This is a genomic window from Nonomuraea sp. NEAU-A123 (assembly GCF_018603905.1).
GTDB lineage: Bacteria > Actinomycetota > Actinomycetes > Streptosporangiales > Streptosporangiaceae > Nonomuraea.
This window is the reverse complement of the sequence record NZ_JAHFZZ010000006.1, coordinates 167,320-182,682: the sequence shown is the minus strand read 5'-3', so window position 1 is coordinate 182,682 and position 15,363 is coordinate 167,320. Positions and strand designations below refer to the sequence as shown.

14 protein-coding genes are annotated in these 15,363 nt (G+C 71.5%); 9 read left to right on the top strand and 5 right to left on the bottom strand.

All coding sequences use genetic code 11. The features are described 5' to 3' along the window. Window positions 1-4 precede the first annotated feature (4 nt). Window positions 5-730 carry a metallophosphoesterase gene (locus KLK06_RS19970; RefSeq protein WP_214637042.1) on the bottom strand — a complete coding sequence of 242 codons (726 nt, stop codon included), beginning with the start codon at window positions 728-730 and terminating at the stop codon, window positions 5-7. Beyond that, window positions 723-971: a BON domain-containing protein gene (locus tag KLK06_RS19965; RefSeq protein ID WP_214637041.1), complete on the bottom strand. Its 249-nt coding sequence runs from the start codon at window positions 969-971 to the stop codon at window positions 723-725. Before KLK06_RS19965 ends, KLK06_RS19970 begins: the two co-directional genes overlap by 8 nt. Before the next feature lie 72 nt (window positions 972-1,043). On the opposite strand from KLK06_RS19965, the gene KLK06_RS19960 reads away from it, so the two are divergent. The 3 genes from KLK06_RS19960 (at window position 1,044) to KLK06_RS19950 (ending at window position 4,264) form a co-directional block, all read left to right on the top strand. Next, a complete protein-coding gene (locus KLK06_RS19960) occupies window positions 1,044-1,304 on the top strand; it encodes a hypothetical protein (RefSeq protein ID WP_214637040.1) in 261 nt (86 codons plus the stop codon). A gap of 32 nt (window positions 1,305-1,336) precedes the next feature. Beyond that, a complete protein-coding gene (locus KLK06_RS19955) occupies window positions 1,337-2,365 on the top strand; it encodes an SDR family oxidoreductase (RefSeq protein WP_214637039.1) in 1,029 nt (342 codons plus the stop codon). A gap of 72 nt (window positions 2,366-2,437) precedes the next feature. Beyond that, window positions 2,438-4,264 carry a transketolase gene (locus tag KLK06_RS19950; protein ID WP_214637038.1) on the top strand — a complete coding sequence of 609 codons (1,827 nt, stop codon included), beginning with the start codon at window positions 2,438-2,440 and terminating at the stop codon, window positions 4,262-4,264. A 10-nt stretch (window positions 4,265-4,274) separates the two neighbouring features. On the opposite strand, the gene KLK06_RS19945 is transcribed toward KLK06_RS19950, so the two are convergent. Both KLK06_RS19945 and KLK06_RS19940 read right to left on the bottom strand, forming a co-directional pair. Next, window positions 4,275-4,661, bottom strand: coding sequence for a ChaB family protein (locus KLK06_RS19945; protein ID WP_214637037.1), 387 nt, complete (start codon window positions 4,659-4,661; stop codon window positions 4,275-4,277). 77 nt (window positions 4,662-4,738) lie between these two features. Next, window positions 4,739-5,023, bottom strand: coding sequence for a hypothetical protein (locus tag KLK06_RS19940; protein WP_214637036.1), 285 nt, complete (start codon window positions 5,021-5,023; stop codon window positions 4,739-4,741). A 164-nt stretch (window positions 5,024-5,187) separates the two neighbouring features. On the opposite strand from KLK06_RS19940, the gene KLK06_RS19935 reads away from it, so the two are divergent. Both KLK06_RS19935 and KLK06_RS19930 read left to right on the top strand, forming a co-directional pair. After that, on the top strand, window positions 5,188-5,742 hold the full coding sequence (locus tag KLK06_RS19935) for a GNAT family N-acetyltransferase (RefSeq protein WP_214637035.1): 555 nt from the start codon (window positions 5,188-5,190) through the stop codon (window positions 5,740-5,742). A gap of 92 nt (window positions 5,743-5,834) precedes the next feature. Next, window positions 5,835-7,646, top strand: coding sequence for a hemerythrin domain-containing protein (locus tag KLK06_RS19930; protein WP_250905781.1), 1,812 nt, complete (start codon window positions 5,835-5,837; stop codon window positions 7,644-7,646). Window positions 7,647-7,653: 7 nt separating this feature from the next. Here the strand turns inward: KLK06_RS19930 and KLK06_RS19925 are convergent, their stop codons facing one another. After that, window positions 7,654-10,395 carry a LuxR family transcriptional regulator gene (locus KLK06_RS19925; protein WP_214637033.1) on the bottom strand — a complete coding sequence of 914 codons (2,742 nt, stop codon included), beginning with the start codon at window positions 10,393-10,395 and terminating at the stop codon, window positions 7,654-7,656. Between the two features lie 194 nt (window positions 10,396-10,589). On the opposite strand from KLK06_RS19925, the gene KLK06_RS19920 reads away from it, so the two are divergent. The 4 genes from KLK06_RS19920 to KLK06_RS19905 all read left to right on the top strand — a co-directional run bounded on the left by KLK06_RS19920 (window position 10,590) and on the right by KLK06_RS19905 (window position 15,336). Further along, on the top strand, window positions 10,590-11,591 hold the full coding sequence (locus KLK06_RS19920) for a hypothetical protein (protein ID WP_214637032.1): 1,002 nt from the start codon (window positions 10,590-10,592) through the stop codon (window positions 11,589-11,591). Next, complete coding sequence (locus KLK06_RS19915; RefSeq protein WP_214637031.1) at window positions 11,591-13,159, top strand: clostripain-related cysteine peptidase; 1,569 nt, start codon at window positions 11,591-11,593, stop codon at window positions 13,157-13,159. The genes KLK06_RS19920 and KLK06_RS19915 overlap by 1 nt, the downstream gene beginning before the upstream one ends. Window positions 13,160-13,233: 74 nt before the next feature. Further along, entirely contained in the window at window positions 13,234-14,334 is a 1,101-nt protein-coding gene (locus KLK06_RS19910) for a winged helix DNA-binding domain-containing protein (RefSeq protein WP_214637030.1), read from the top strand. A gap of 57 nt (window positions 14,335-14,391) precedes the next feature. Next, window positions 14,392-15,336, top strand: a complete 945-nt coding sequence (locus KLK06_RS19905) for a sugar kinase (RefSeq protein WP_214637029.1) — start codon at window positions 14,392-14,394, stop codon at window positions 15,334-15,336. Window positions 15,337-15,363 lie beyond the last annotated feature (27 nt).

The following is a 15,363-nucleotide window of genomic DNA, read 5'->3' as shown; positions in this document are numbered from 1 at the left end:
CCGATCAGTCGCAGTCGTCGATGCAGTAGACCCCGTAGGCTCTGCCGAGCACCGGCAGGGCCACGTTGCGCACCCTGATCCCGCCCGGCGTCATGCCCTTCTCGGTGCCCTTGTGCGCGTGCCCGTGCAGGAACAGGTCGGCCCCGGCGGTGTCGACCGCCTCGGCCAGCAGGTAGCTGCCGAGAAACGGGTAGATCTCGTGCGGCTCACCCTCCAGCGTCTCCTTGACCGGCGAGTAGTGCGACAGCACCACGCGGTGGTCGGCCTGGACCTCCTTCAGCGCCACCTTCCACGCCTCGGCGATGTGCCGGGTGTGCGCCACGAAGTTCTTGATCTCCCGCTCGCCGAACTCGCTCGCGCTCTTGCCCGCGAACCCGCCGCCGAAGCCCTTGCCGCCGACCACGCCCAGCTTCGTCTCGCCGCACTGGAGCACGACGCCGTCGTCGTCGAGCACGGTGACCCCGGCGTCGCGTAGCTCCCCGGCGATCTCGTACTGCAGGTCGGAGTGGTAGTCATGGTTGCCGAGCACGGCCACGACGGTCACGGGCAGGTCGCGGAACTCGTCGGCGACCACCCGGCCCTCCTCCAGCGTGCCGTGCCGGGTCAGGTCGCCCGCCAGCATCAGCACGTCGGCGCGGTCCTCGATGCCCTCCAGATGTTTTCGGTATCGACCCCTGACGTCCTCGCCCAGGTGGATGTCGCCCACGGCCGCTATGCGGAGGTCAGTCAAGGTGCTCATCCTCTCCGGGCTCGGTGATGTCGACGATCCTGATCTCGTTGTGCAGGTGGAGGGCCGGCGCGGTCTCGTGCGCCACCGCCCCGAGCCGCTCACGCTGTTCGGCCCCGTCCACCTGGCCGCGCAGGAACAGCTGATCGCCTCTGATGTCGACGCGGATGCCGAGCTCGTGCGTGCGCGCGTCCTCCGCCAGCGCTCGCTGGACCCTGGCCGCGACGTACTGCGGAGCTTCCATCGCAGATTCCTCCTTCTTCGGACGCCGCTACCCGCGACGTTAAGCGGCAAACGGCGAGGGCAGGTGAGCCGCATGTCTGAGAACAACGACGATTGGGAAGAGAGTCGCGACGAGCGATCCCATGCGATGGTTCCCGCGACACCGCGCGACGTGGCGCACATCAGGGTGGGCTCCTTCCTCCTGATGTTCCTGTTCGCGTTCGCCGTGCTCGGCCTCATCGCCAGGGCCCCGGTGATGACCGGCATCGCGGTCGTGGTGGCGATCGTCGTGGTCATTGACATGGTGCTGGCCGTCCGACGGCAGCATCGCGGTAGATCAGGAGAGGCGGGTTGACCTTCATGGCGCCACAGAGTGCCGAGAATCTCATGACCAAGACGGAGCTCACGGACGACCTGCGCGGACGCGTGGTCGTGGTGACGGGCGCGAGCGGCGGGGTGGGCCGTGCGGTGGTACGCGAGCTCGGCGCGAAGGGCGCCAAGGTCGCGCTGATCGCCCGCGGGACGACCGGCCTGGGCGCCGCGGCCGTGGACGTCGCCGCCGCCGGCGGGAGCGGGCAGGTCTATGAGGCGGACGTGGCCGACTATGACCAGGTACGGCAGGCGGCCGAACGCGTCGAGGCGGAGATCGGCCCGATCGACGTGTGGATCAACGTGGCGTTCTCCTCGGTGTTCGCCCGGTTCACCGACATCTCCCCTGAGGAGTTCGAACGGACGACCCAGGTCACCTACCTCGGCTACGTCTGGGGGACCAAAGTGGCCCTTGACCTGATGCGTCCCCGCAACAGGGGCGTCATCGTACAGACCGGCTCGGCCCTGTCGTATCGGGCGATCCCTTTGCAGTCCGCGTACTGCGGGGCCAAGCACGCGGTCAAGGGCTTCTCCGAGTCGGTGCGCGTCGAGCTCATGGCGGACCACAGCAACATCAAGATCACCCTGGTGCAGCTGCCCGCGGTGAACACGCCCCAGTTCGACTGGGTGCTCAGCAAGCTGCGCCGCCACCCGCAGCCGGTGCCGCCGATCTACCAGCCCGAGGTGGCGGCCCGCGGCATCGTGTACGCCGCCGAGCACCCGGAACGCAAGGAGTACTGGGTCGGCGTCACGACCGCGGCCACCCTGCTCGCGCAGCGGATCGCGCCCGCGCTGGTGGACCGCTATCTGGCGCGGACCGGCGTGGACTCCCAGCAGACGGACGAGAAGCCGCGCAGCGGTGTGGCCAACCTCTGGGAGCCCGCGGACGACGACCGCGACTACGGCGCGCACGGCGGCTTCGACGACCGCTCGAAGGCCCGCAGCCCGCAGCTCTGGATGTCGCAGCACCGGCGCATGGTGCTGTTCGGCCTGGCCGCCGCCGCGACGGCGACCGGTCTCGCGGCCTTCCGCCGGGCCAGAACCTGAGGAAGCCTCAGGCCGGGCAGCGTTAAGCACCCCATAAGGGGTAGGCGGCGGGGCAACTACGAGGAGGACCTGATGCCCGAACGCGATCTGCGTTTCCTGTCCGAACTCGCCGCCCAGCTACGTGTGGACTCCGTACGCAGCTCGGCCGCCGCCGGGTCCGGCCATCCGACCTCATCGATGTCGGCGGCCGACCTGATGGCCGTCCTGTTCGCCTGCCATCTGCGTTACGACTTCCAGAATCCGGACAACCCCGCCAACGACCACCTGATCTTCTCCAAGGGTCACGCCTCGCCGCTGCTCTACTCGCTGTACAAGGCCGCGGGCGCGATCAGCGACGAGGAGCTGCTGACGTTCAGGAAACGGGGCAGCCGGCTGCAGGGCCATCCGACGCCCGGATTGCCGTGGGTGGACGTGGCCACGGGCTCGCTCGGCCAAGGGCTGCCCGTCGGGGTGGGGGTGGCGACGGCCGGTCGGATGGAGCGCCTGCCGTACCAGGTGTGGGTGCTCTGCGGTGACAGCGAGCTGGCCGAGGGGTCCATTTGGGAAGCCGCCGAGCAGGCGGGGGTCGAGGGGCTGGCGAACCTGACGTTGATCGTGGACATCAACCGGCTGGGCCAGCACGGCCCGACCCGGCACGGCTGGGACACCGGCGCGTACGCCCGCAGGTTCGGCGCGTTCGGCTGGCACACGATCGAGATCGACGGCCACGATCCAGGGCAGATCGACTTCGCCCTGAACGACGCCTGCAACACGCGCAGGCGGCCGACCGCGATCCTGGCCAAGACGCGCAAGGGCGAGGGCGTCCTGGAGGTGGAGAACCGCGAGGGCGCCCACGGCAAGGCGCTCAAGGACCCGGACAAGGCCGTCAGCGAGCTGGGCGGCGTGCGGGACCTGCGGGTCGAGGTGGCCCCGCCCGAGCCCGCCGGAGAGCCGTACCGCTTCCACGGCGGCGACCTGACGCTGCCCACGTACAAGGTCGGCGACCAGGTGGCCACCCGGACCGGGTTCGGCGCGGCGCTGGTCGCCGTGGGCGCGGCCCGCGGCGAGGTGGTCGTGGTCGACGGCGAGGTGGCCGACTCCACCAAGGCCGAGGAGTTCGCCAAGGAGTTCCCCGAGCGCTTCATCGAGTGCTACATCGCCGAGCAGCAGCTGGTCGCGATGGCGGTCGGCCTGCAGGTGCGGGGCTGGATCCCCTACGCCGCCACTTTCGCGGCCTTCCTCACCAGGGCGTACGACTTCATCAGGATGGCCGGGGTGAGCCAGGCGTCGATCAGGCTGGTCGGCTCGCACGCCGGCGTGTCGATCGGCGAGGACGGCCCCTCACAGATGGGGCTGGAGGACATCGCCATGATGCGCACGGTGTACGGCAGCACCGTGCTCTATCCCTGCGACGCCAACCAGGCCGCCGCCCTGACCGCCGCGATGGCCGACATCTCCGGGGTGTCGTACCTGCGCACCACCCGTGGCGATACGCCGGTGATCTACCAGCCGGGCGAGCGCTTCCCCGTGGGCGGATCGTGTGTGCTGCGGCAGTCGGCGGAGGACCGGGCCACGATCGTGGCGGCCGGAATCACCGTGCACGAGGCACTGGCCGCGGCCGACGACCTGGGCCGGGAGGGCATCCGGGTGGGCGTGCTCGACATGTACTCGATCAAGCCGATCGACACGGCCGCGCTGACCGAGGCGGCCACCACCACGGGCACCCTCATCACGGTGGAGGACCACCGGCCGGAGGGCGGGCTGGGCGACGCCGTGCTCGACGCCGTCGGCGAGCTCGGGCCGCGCGTGGTGAAGCTGGCCGTTCGGGATCTGCCCGGGTCGGCGACACCGGCGGAACAGTTGGCAGACGCCCGCATAGACCGCCACGCGATAGCCGAGGCGGTCAAGCGGGTGCTGTGAGAGGTTGAGGTCAGCCGCGGGCCTTGGCGGTGGCCCGGCGGTTGGCCTTCTTGATGGCGTCCACGAGCTCCTGCTTGGTCATCCTGGACCGGCCGCGCACCTCGAGCTTGGCGGCCACGCCCATCAGGTGCTCCTTGGTCGCTTTGGCGTTGACGCCCTCGGCCGTCCGGCCGGACCGGTCCGTGGCGCCCTGGTCGGACGGCCCCTTCTTCGGTTTCGGCTCCCAGTGGTCGCCGACCTTCTCGAAGGAGTGCTTCAACGCGGAGAAGGCCGTCATGTGAGCACGACGGCCCTCCCCGTACGTCTGAACGGCGGAGTCATGCGCCTTCATCCACGTGTCCCGCGCCTTCTTCGGCGAGCGGCGGATGGTCGACGGCAGCTCCTCGCTGGCTGGCATGTCGAACACCTCCTACGACTGTGTCGTTACGGGGGTCTGCTACGGGGGTCTGTTACGGGGGTTCATCGGGGGTGCGTCTACAGGGGCGGCTCGTCGTAGCGGCGGCTGCGCTCCTCGTACACCGTGGTCCGGCGAGCCTCAGGCTCCTCGTAGACCTCGTGACGGTGAACCGGCTCGTCGATCGGGGCCACGGCCCTGCGGGTCATGCTGATCCGGTAGATCCCGAACAGCAGCCCCGCCACACCCCCGAGCATGAGGATGACGCCGACCACGTTGATGTCGAGTCCGGCGAGATCGAATTCGACGGCCCAGGTCAGGATCGCGCCGAGCATGATGAGGATGATGCTTCCGGCGATGGTCATAATTACCTCCTTGACAAGATGAACCTCTATCCCCAGGTCGGAAAACAAACCAGTCCTCTCGGCCAGGCTGATGGACCCCGCCGGGATGGCCATGAGTCGCCTGCTCAGCGTCACGCCGCCGAATTGAGTTTGCCGTGGCTGATCAGGGTTGATAGTCAGGGGGAATGTTCGCTGACAAGCCCACCCTCCAGGGTGACCGAGTGACGCTGCGCCCGGTCGGCCCCGAATACGCCGACGACCTGTTCGAGCTGGTCACCGACCCCGAAGTGCGGCGGCTGACCGGCTCGCACGGTGAGTTCGACCGGGAGGCCAGCCGCCACTGGTACGCGACGAGGAGTCAGCACGCCGACCGCCTCGATCTGGCGATCCTGGCGAACGGCGGGTTCGTGGGCGAGATCGTGCTCAACGAGCTCGACGAGGGCAACCTCGCGTGCAGCCTGCGCATCGCGCTGGTCGGCGCGCGCGCGTTCGGCAAGGGCTACGGCACCGAGGCCATCGACCTGCTGCTCCGCCACGCCTTCACCACGACGCGGCTGCACCGGATCAGCCTGGAGGTCTTCGCCTTCAACGACCGCGCCAGGCACGTCTACAAGAAGGCCGGATTCGTCGAGGAGGGCGTGCAGCGTGACGCGCTGCTCTGGGACGGCGAGTGGCACGACGCCATCACCATGTCGGTGCTGCGACCGGAGTGGCGGCCGCGACATGGAAGCCTGACATAATGATCATGACGCACGGGTCCTCCGTGGCGCGCGGGGGACCTGTGACGTCTTGCAACCAAATCACGATTTCGTGCATCTAAGCAGCAGTGACGATGCGCTTGGTGCCCGGTGACCCCGAGAGACTTGGCAGCTACTGGCTGGCCGGGCGGCTCGGCGCGGGCGGCCGCGGCGTGGTCTACGACGCCTACAACGACGAAGGCCGCCGGTTCGCGATCAAGGTGCCGCGCGGCGAGGTCACCAGGCAGCTCGCCGAGGCCGTCGGCCTGGTGAAGCCGCGCTACCTGGCCCGGGTGGTCGGCGTCGGGCTCGACAGCGAGAGCCCGTACATCGTCAGCGAGTTCGCCGACGGGCCCGATCTGCGGCAGGCGGTGGCCGTCCACGGGCCGTACGCGGGCGACGAGCTGCTCGCGCTGGCGAGCGCGCTGGCGACCGCGCTCAGCACGCTGCACGAGGCGGGCATCGCGCACCGCGACCTGAAGCCCGAGAACGTCCTGCTGGCCCCGGACGGTCCGCGGGTGATCGACTACGGCATGGCGGCCGGCGACCCGGTCGGCGGGCGGCGCACGTACCTGGCGCCCGAGGTGCTCACCGGGCAGCGGGCCGGGGCGGCGGCCGACGTGTTCGCCTGGGGCGCGGTCGTGCTCTACGCGGCCACCGGCCGCGACCCGTTCCAGGGCGAGAGCGTCGGCGGGATCATGCACCGGCTGCTGACCGTCGACCCGGACCTGGGCGACCTGCCGCCGCCGCTGCGCGACCTGGCGGGACGCGCCCTGGCGAAGAACCCGGCGGACCGCCCCTCCGCCGCGGAGCTGCTGGTCGGCGGCCCCACCGAGCTGCGCCCGCCCCGCGGGATGACCGGGCCGCGCTCGCTGGGCGAAGTGGCCGAGGAGGCGTACGCCGCCCTCACCCCGTCACAGCAGGGCGAGCTGCCCGGCCTGTTGCTGCGCCTGCTCGACGGCGAGGAGGTCAAGGACAACGGCGACGAAGGGGGCGTGCTGACCCGCCTGGTGGCCGCCGGCCTCCTGGTACGGCTCAGCGTCCGGGTCGAGCCCACCACGACCGAGGTGGGCAAGCTGGTGGCGATCAGCGACGACCGGGTCGCCCCGGCCAGCGCCGCGCTCTTCCGCGCCTGGCCACGACTACGCGGCTGGGCGGCCCAGGACTCGGCGGCCCGGCAGCACTCAGGCGACTCCCCCGCCCGGCGACCAGACGGCTCCCCTGCCCGGCGACCGGACCGTGCGCCGGACCGCGCCGTACAGAAGACCCCGGCTGTCGCCTCCCGCGAAGACGGCGAGCCCAGCCCCGACCTCACCTCGATGTACATCATCCACCGCGCCATGCTGACCGACCTGCGGCGGCTCACCGAGCTGCTGGCCCGGCCCGCCGAGCTCGGCGCGGCCAGGAGCAGGGCGGTGCGCGGCTACGCGGCCTCGCTGCTGACCGAGATCGACCACCACCACGCCGACGAGGCCGAGCTGCTGTGGCCGGTCATCGAGCGCGCCACGGGCCAGGCCGTCGACCTGGCCCCCTACACCGACGGCCACCAGGCGCTCGGTCCGCTGCTGGACCGCTGCCGCGCCGCGCTGACCGGCGACCTGGGCACGCTCGGCCGGGAGCTGGGCGAGCTGCTGGGACTGCTCGACGAGCACATCGCCGAGGAGGAGTCCGAACTGTTCCCGATCATCTTGCGGTTCGTACCGTTCGACGCTTTTGTGCGGGTGGAGAAGCAGGTCGCCAAGCGGGCCACGCTGCGCGAGCTGACCTTCATCGCGCCATGGCTGCTCCGCCATGCCACGCCCGAGGAGGCCACGCGGCTGCTCAAGGGGGCGGGCCGGCCGCTGCGCATGCTGGCGGGCGCCACCAGGCGGGGCTACACCCGGCGCGAGCGCCAGATCTTCGGTTAGCCACCCCCTACTCTCGAAGATCGCTGAGCCGACCGATCAGCGCGGTACGCGAGGTGATGCCGAGCTTGGTGTAGATGTGGCTCAGGTGATACTCGACGGTCTTGACGCTGAGCACCAGCTTCCGCGCGGCCTGCCGGTTCGTCAGCCCGCGGCTGATCAGCACCGCCACGGTGTGCTCCTGCGGGGTCAGCCCGAGCCGCGCCGTGTCCCGCGGGCGCGGCGCCGACCGGCCGCTCGCGGCCAGCTCCAGACCGCACTGCTCCAGGTACGGCAGCGCGCCCAGCCTCGAGAGCGTGACCTGGGCCGCCTCCAGTTGCTCGGCCGCGGCGGCCCGGCGCCCCCTGCGCCGCAGGAACGTGCCGTAGGCGAGCTGGATCCTGGCCTCCTCGAACGGCATGTCGAGCTTGGCCGAGTGTTCGAGCGCGGTCTGGAACGCGGACTCGGCCTCGACCGAGGCGTGCCTGGCGGCCTGCAGCGCGGCCCTGGCACGGGCGGTGGCGGCCAGCGCGCTGCGCCGCTCCTGGTCCATCGCCTGCCGTTCCCACTGCTCGAGCACGTTCTCGGCCTTGTCCGGGTCGCCGGCGTTGACCAGGGCGTCGGCCAGGAGCCCCGGCCAGAACGCCATCGCCGGTTCGCAGGGCAGGGGCGTCCTGGTCAGCGGGGTGAGCGCGGCGATCACCGCTTCGTGGTCGCCGCGGGCCGTGGCGGCCAGGCCGTCGGCGCTGGCCGTACTGACCTGGGCGATGAGGTTGTCCGGGTGGCCCGCGGCGCGGGCGGCGCGTACGTGGGCGGTGGCGCGGTCCCACTCGCCGCGGGCGGCGGGCACCAGCGCGGCCACGGCATGCGCGTAGGCGGACAGCCAGAGCTGACCGAAGTCGTCGGCGGCCAGCGCGCCGGACTCGGCGTGCATGACGGCCTCGTCCCACCGCCCGAGCCGGTAGTCCACCTGGGCCAGCGCGGTCTCCACCAGCAGTTGGAAGGCCGCGGAGCGTCCGTTGCCCACGGCCAGCACGCCGGCCAGGTCCTCGTGCGCACCGGAGAGGTCGTCGCTCCACAGGCGCAGCATGCCCCGGCCCAGCCGCGCGTCGAGCTCGCCGGAGTCGCTCTGCGAGGCGGCGGGCAGATTGCCGGAGCGCGCCAGCCCCTCCTCCATACGGCCGGCCAGTCCCAGCCCGACGAGTTCGGCGAACCGCGCCAGGTCGCCGTCGGCCTGCTCGGCCCAGCGCACCGCGTCGGCGCCGCGCCCGCCCGCGAGCGCGGCCATGGCCTGCCGGCCGGCGATCCCGGCCGCCAGTCCGCACTGCCGCTTGGCGTGCGGCCAGGCGGTGTCGAGGCGCCTGCCTGCCTCGTCGAGCCGCCCGTTGACCAGCGCCACGGACCCGAGCGCGTAGTCGCGCACCCCGGGATCGGCCGCGGGCGCCACCTGCGCGGCCAGCGCGGCCGCCTCCCCCGGCCGGCCGGCCGCGACCAGCGCCTCCACGGCCTCCGCGATGAGCCGGTCCCGCTCGGTCCCCTCCTGGGTGAGCTGTACGGCCCGCGCCAGGCAGCCGCAGGCGTTCGACCAGAGCCCGGCCGCGGCCTGGCTGCGCCCGATCTCGGCCACTTCGCCGACCAAGGCGTCGTCCACCCGGTCGGCGGCCGAGAGCCGGTGGTGCAGCCGGTGCACCACGTCGGCGACGAGGTCGGCGGCGAGCAGGTGCAGGCGGCGCCGGGTGGCCGGGCCGAGATCGTCGTAGATGGCGGCCCTGACCAGCGGATTGGGGAAACCGAGCGACACCCCGGCGCCGGTGCGCCACTCGACGAGCAGACCGACGGCCACGGCCTGCTCGAGGGCGGGGAGCGGCTCGTCCAGCTCGGCCATCCGGCCCACCAGGTGCAGCGGGGCCGAGGTGCCGAGCACGGCGGCCGCGGTGACCAGCCGCTGGGCCGGCTTGCCGCACGTGGCCAGCCGGCCGCGTACCAGGGTGGTGTAGGAACGGGGTGCGGGCAGCGGGGCGTCCACGTCGGCCAGGGTCTCCGGGCGTACCTGCTGGAGCAGCGCGCGGACGTGCAGCGGCACGCCCTTGGTATGCCGGTGCAGCCGCTCGGCCGCCTGGGGCGTCAGGCGGACCGGGCCGAGCCGCCCGCTCAGTGTCTGCAGCTCACGCACGCTCAGCCCGCCGAGCGGCAGGCGGAGCGCGGAGCTGCCGCGCAGCAGCCGGCGCAGGCCGTCGGGCAGCCGGGGATGGTCGCTCTCCCTGGCGATGACGATGGTGAGCACCCGGTCGTTGCGCAGCCTGCGCAGCGCGAACGTCAGCGCCTGCAGCGACAGCAGGTCCGCCCAGCCGCCGCCGTCGATCACCATGACCACCGGGGCCACGCGCTGGAGCTGGCGGAGCAGGTCGAGCAGCGCCGCGCCGACCACCAGCGGGTCGGGGTGCTCGGGCTCGCCCATCGACGGCAACTGGGCCAGCGGCTCCGGTACGGGCTGCGCCTGGGCGCCGAGCTGGCCCAGCACCCCGTACGGCAGTTCGGCCTCGCTTTCCTCTCCGCTCACATCCAGCACCAGCGCTCTTTCGACGTTGGCGAGGAACTCGTGCACCAGCGCGGTCTTGCCGATCCCCGCAGGTCCCTCCACCACCACCAGGCCGGACCGGCTCTCGAAGGCGCGGCCGAGCTGAGCGTGAAGGACCGCCAGCTCTCGGCCTCGGCCGACGAACTGCTCGTCGCGGGAGCGCTCTGGTCCGGTGAGTACGGCGCGGGCTGTCATGGACTCACCCCCAGACCAACTCATGGTGAGCCTTAGGCCGCCAAGCGTCTAGTCCATGTTTGGCCTGAGTCACCCGATTCGATCCCTAGGGACGAGCCCCGGGGTTATCCCCAGGGCGTTCCCGGATGCTCGAAGTGACCACCGTTCATAGCGTCCAACGAGGACGAACACCGCCAAAGACGCCGGGAGATGACATGCCGTCCTACATCGCTGAGGAGCAGCGGGGAACGGAAGCACGGATGCTCAACGTGCTCCTTCCCACCATTCTTCAGAACCTCCAACTGATCCATCCGGCCGCCAACCAGTTCGGCGCGCCCCCGATGACCACCATGCCGATGCCGATGCCGGCCGGACCCGTCATCGAGCAGCGCAACCTCACGCCGCAGGGCCCCTCGTTCGCCATCCCGTCGCAGCTGGCCATGGACCGGTCGTTCATGGACCTCATCTCCGTGGCCGTGCCGACCGTACAGGCGCTCATGCCGCCGCTCGTGGAGCAACTGCTCTCGTTCGGCCCGCCCAAGCCGGAGATCGACCAGAACGAGGAGGACCGCTTCCTCCAGTTCGCGCCGCAGCTCGTCGGCACGCTCGCGCCGATCGTCGTACAGCTCCTGCCGGGCCTGCTGCAGAACATGGCCGCCGGCCGCGGCGAGCAGCCGGTGCGCGTCACCGACCGGGAGCTCAACCAGCGCTTCTTCGGGCCGATCACGCAGGCCGTGCTGCCCGCCGTCGTGTCCGCGCTGCCCGAGCTGCTCGCCATCGTGCACGGCGACCAGCGCTCGCCCGTCCGCTACGAGCGGATGCCCGGCCACGGCCTCTTCCAGCTCATCCGCATCAGCAGGAACGACCTGCTCAACGGCCACCGGATGCGCGACGGCGACGTGATCTACCTGACCGAGACGCCGGCGCCGGCCGGCACCACCGAGGTCCGCGTCAGCACCGCCCCCCACGGCCTGTGGTGGAAGGGCGTGCAGGTCACCGACGACAGCGATCGGCAGATCTGCTTCGTCGAGACCGGCGGCGCGGAAGCGTTGGCGGCGAACCACGCCGGGTTCGACTCCAGGTCCGTCCAGACGGGCGGCTGCATCGTGCTGTGGAAGGCCAAGATGTTCGGCGTCCACACCCCGATGTACGTCATCCCGATCGGCGATCTGTCGCCCGACGCCAAGTGCTTCACCTTCCACTGGGCAGCCGGCTGATGGCCGAGACCCCGCTGCGGCTCGGCAGCAGAGGAGAAGAGGTCCGGCGGCTCCAGGAACTGCTGCGCAGCCGCGGCTACCGCATCCAGGCCGACGGCTACTTCGGCGGCTCGACCTACGGCGCGGTGCTCGGCTTCCAGCAGCGCCATCGGATCCCCGCCGACGGCATCGCGGGTGCCGCCACCTGGCGGGCGCTCGGGGAGACCCGGAGCGACCCCGCCGAGCGGGAGAGCACACCGCGGGGCCCGGCCCCGTGGACGTTCATGGTCTACATGGCGGGCAACAACAGCCTGTCCGACGCGGCCGGCCGGGATCTTGAGGAGCTGCGCGCCCTCTCGTCGTACAACGGCGTGCGGGTCACCGCCTTCGTCAAGCGCCATGGCATCCAGGGCCGGGCCCAGCACATCGAGCTCAGCCCGGGAGGCACGCAGGACCTGGTCGAGGAGCTCGCTCCCCCGGTCGACTCCGGCCATCCCCAGACGCTCGTCGACTTCGCCCGCTGGACCGCCAGGCGCGCACCCGCCGAGCGCTACGCGCTGGTGATCTGGAACCACGGCGGCGGCTGGGGCCCGGACGACCTGAACCAGCTCTACACACAGGTCAGGGGACGGGCCGTGCGGCGAGACGTCGAGCAGGGCTACATCCGGCGGGTGCCCCGCGCCGCGCCGGCCGAAGGCGAGCCGTCGTTCTCCGAGCTGACCCGGCTGACCGAGACGCCCGAGATCAGCAAGTGCGTGTTCTCCACGTCCCTCCGCCGGCTCCTGACCCTGCCCACCAGCCATGCCCGGGCCATCGCCAGTGACGACGGCACGTTGCACTCGATGGACACCATCGAGCTGTACAACGTGCTGCGGCAACTGCACACCGACCTGGGCCGGCCCATCGATCTGCTGGGCATGGACGCCTGCCTGATGAGCTGTCTGGAGGTGTGCTACCAGATCCGCGAGCACGTCGGCGTCGTGGTGGGCTCGGAGGAGATGGAGCCCAACGAGGGCTGGCCGTACACGGAGATCCTGACCACGCTCGCGGGCAACCCCCGGATGGACGCCAGGGACCTCGGCCGGACCGTCGTCGAGGAGTACCTGCGGTCCTACCGGGCCGGCCCGTCGACCGTCACGCAGTGCGCGGTGGACGCGACGCGGATCGAGGAGTTCATGCGGGAGTTCGAGACCCTCGCCGAGTCCCTGCGCGGGCAGGTGCACGCCAACCGGTCGGTCGTGGACAGCGTGCAGTCGGTCGCCACCCGGTTCCACACCGACCGGTCGCTGATCGACCTGCGTACGCTCTGCCTGGCGCTGATCGCCGACACCCGGACGGACCCCACGCTGGCCTCCGTCGCGGACAAGATGATCGCCCTGCACAACCCGGGCGGTTTCATCATCCACGAGGACCGGCAGGGCGCCAAGGTGGAGGACTGCGGCGGCCTCAGCGCGTACTTCCCCATGGAGCGGACGATCTCCCCGTACTACGCGGACCTGCAGATCGCCAGGGACACCGAATGGAACAGGTTCCTCAAGGAGTACGCAGACGCGCGAGGCATCGGCGGGAGGAGACCGCACCGACCATAATCCGGCGACGGCGCCGGTGACATCGGGGCTATCGCGGCCAGGGACCGGCCGCGATAGCCCCTACCGTGTGCCGCATGGAACCCCTTCTCAGCCGTCGGGCCCTCAACCGGGCCACCCTCGACCGGCAGCTGCTGCTCCGCCGTACGGACCTGCCCGTGCTCGACGTCGTCGAGCGCCTCGGCGGGCTCCAAGCGCAGACTCCGCACACCTGGTACACCGGCCTGTGGAACCGCGTCGAGGGCTTCCAGGCCATGGCCGCCTCCCATCTCCTGGCCTCGCGGGCGCTCGTCCGCATCGCGTTGCAGCGCTCGACCATCCACCTGGTGAGCGCGCGTGACTGCCTGGCGATGCGGCCGCTGGTGCAGATCGTCACCGAGCGGATGACCAGGAGCACGTTCGGCGGACGCCTGCGGGGGGTGGACCTCGACGAGCTCGCCACGGTCGGCCGGGCGCTGCTCGAAGCCAAGCCGATGACGTTCGCCCAGCTCGGGAAGGCCCTGGCCGAGCGGTGGCCGGGCAACGACCCGCACGCGCTGGGGCAGGGGGTGCGGTGGCTGGTGCCGCTGGTACAGGTGCCGCCCCGCGGCCTGTGGGGCCAGGCCGGGCCCGTCGCGCACACCAGCGCCGAATCGTGGCTCGGACTGTCGGTGCCCCCGATGACGGCGGCCGAGCTGGTGGCGCGCTACCTCACGGCGTTCGGGCCGGCCTCGGTCATGGACGTGCAGACCTGGTCGGGGCTGACCCGGCTGGGCGAGGTGGTGGAGTCCATGGACCTGGTCCGCTTCCGCGACGAGTCGGGCCGGCTCCTGTACGACCTGCCGGACGCGGTCCGGCCCGACGCGGACACGCCGGCGCCGGTGCGGCTGATGTACGACTTCGACAACCTCTTCCTGTCGCACGCCGACCGGTCGAGGGTCATCACCGAGGCGGCGACCTCCGGGCTGAGCGGCTTCACCGGCACCAACGTGGTGCCGCGCATCATCCTGGTCGACGGGTTCCCGATGGGCGACTGGACGGTGAGCCGGGCCAAGGGCACCTCGACGCTCGGCATCCACCAGTGGCGGCCGATCTCCGGTCTCGACGCGGTGATCGAGGAGGGGACCCGGCTGCTGGCGTTCCTGGCGCCGGACGACCGGCACGACCTCGCCGTGTTCGACCACCCGTCCAGGACCTGAGAAGCCGTGAGGTACGCTGCGCCGATCCGCCCGCACTGTCCGGAAGGCTGAGTTTCAATGACCGACCTGGTGACCTTCGGTGAGACGATGGCGCTGTTCTCGGCCCGCCGCACCGGTCCGCTGCGTTTCGCCCGCGACTTCGACCTGGGTCTCGGCGGCGCCGAGTCGAACGTCGCCATCGGCGTCACCCGCCTGGGCCACAGCGCCACCTGGATCAGCCGGGTCGGGGCCGACGAGTTCGGCGAGCTGATCCGCTTCACGCTCCAGGGCGAGGGCGTCGACGTCCGGGCCGTCACCGACCCGGACGCGCCGACCGGGCTGATGATCAAGGGCCGGCGGACGGCCGACCTCGTCGACGTCCGCTACTACCGGGCCAAGAGCGCCGCCTCCCGGATCACGCCCGGCGACCTCGACCCCACGCTCATCGAGACCGCCCGGGTGCTGCACGTCTCCGCGATCACTCCGGCTCTGTCGGCGTCCGCCCGCGAGGCCGTACGGCACGCGATCGCCGTGGCCCGTGCGGCCGGGGTGTTCGTGTCGCTGGACATCAACTACCGCCGGGCGCTGTGGACGCCCGAGGAGGCCGGCACCTGGCTGCGCGAGACGATCGGCGATGTGGACGTGCTGTTCGCGACCGTGCCGGAAGGCCGGCTGATCATCGACGTCGAAGAGGCCGCCGACCTGGCCAAGGCGCTGGCCTCGCTCGGCCCCGAGCACGTGCTGGTCAAGTCGGGTGCCGAGGGGGCGCTGGAGTTCTCCGGCGGCTCGGTGCGGCAGGCTCGGCCGTACCAGGTGACGGAGGTCGACCCGGTCGGCGCCGGGGACGCGTTCGCGGCCGGGTGGCTGGCCGACTGGCTGGCCGGCGCGGACGCCGAGCAGCGGCTGCGCACGGCGTGCGCGGCGGGGGCGTTCGCGGTGACCTCGCAGGGCGACTGGGAGAGCCTGCCCAGCCGGGCCGACCTGAACCTGCTCCAGCGCCCCGCCGACGGCGTCAGCCGCTAGCCACCCCACCCCACCCCGGCACGGCCG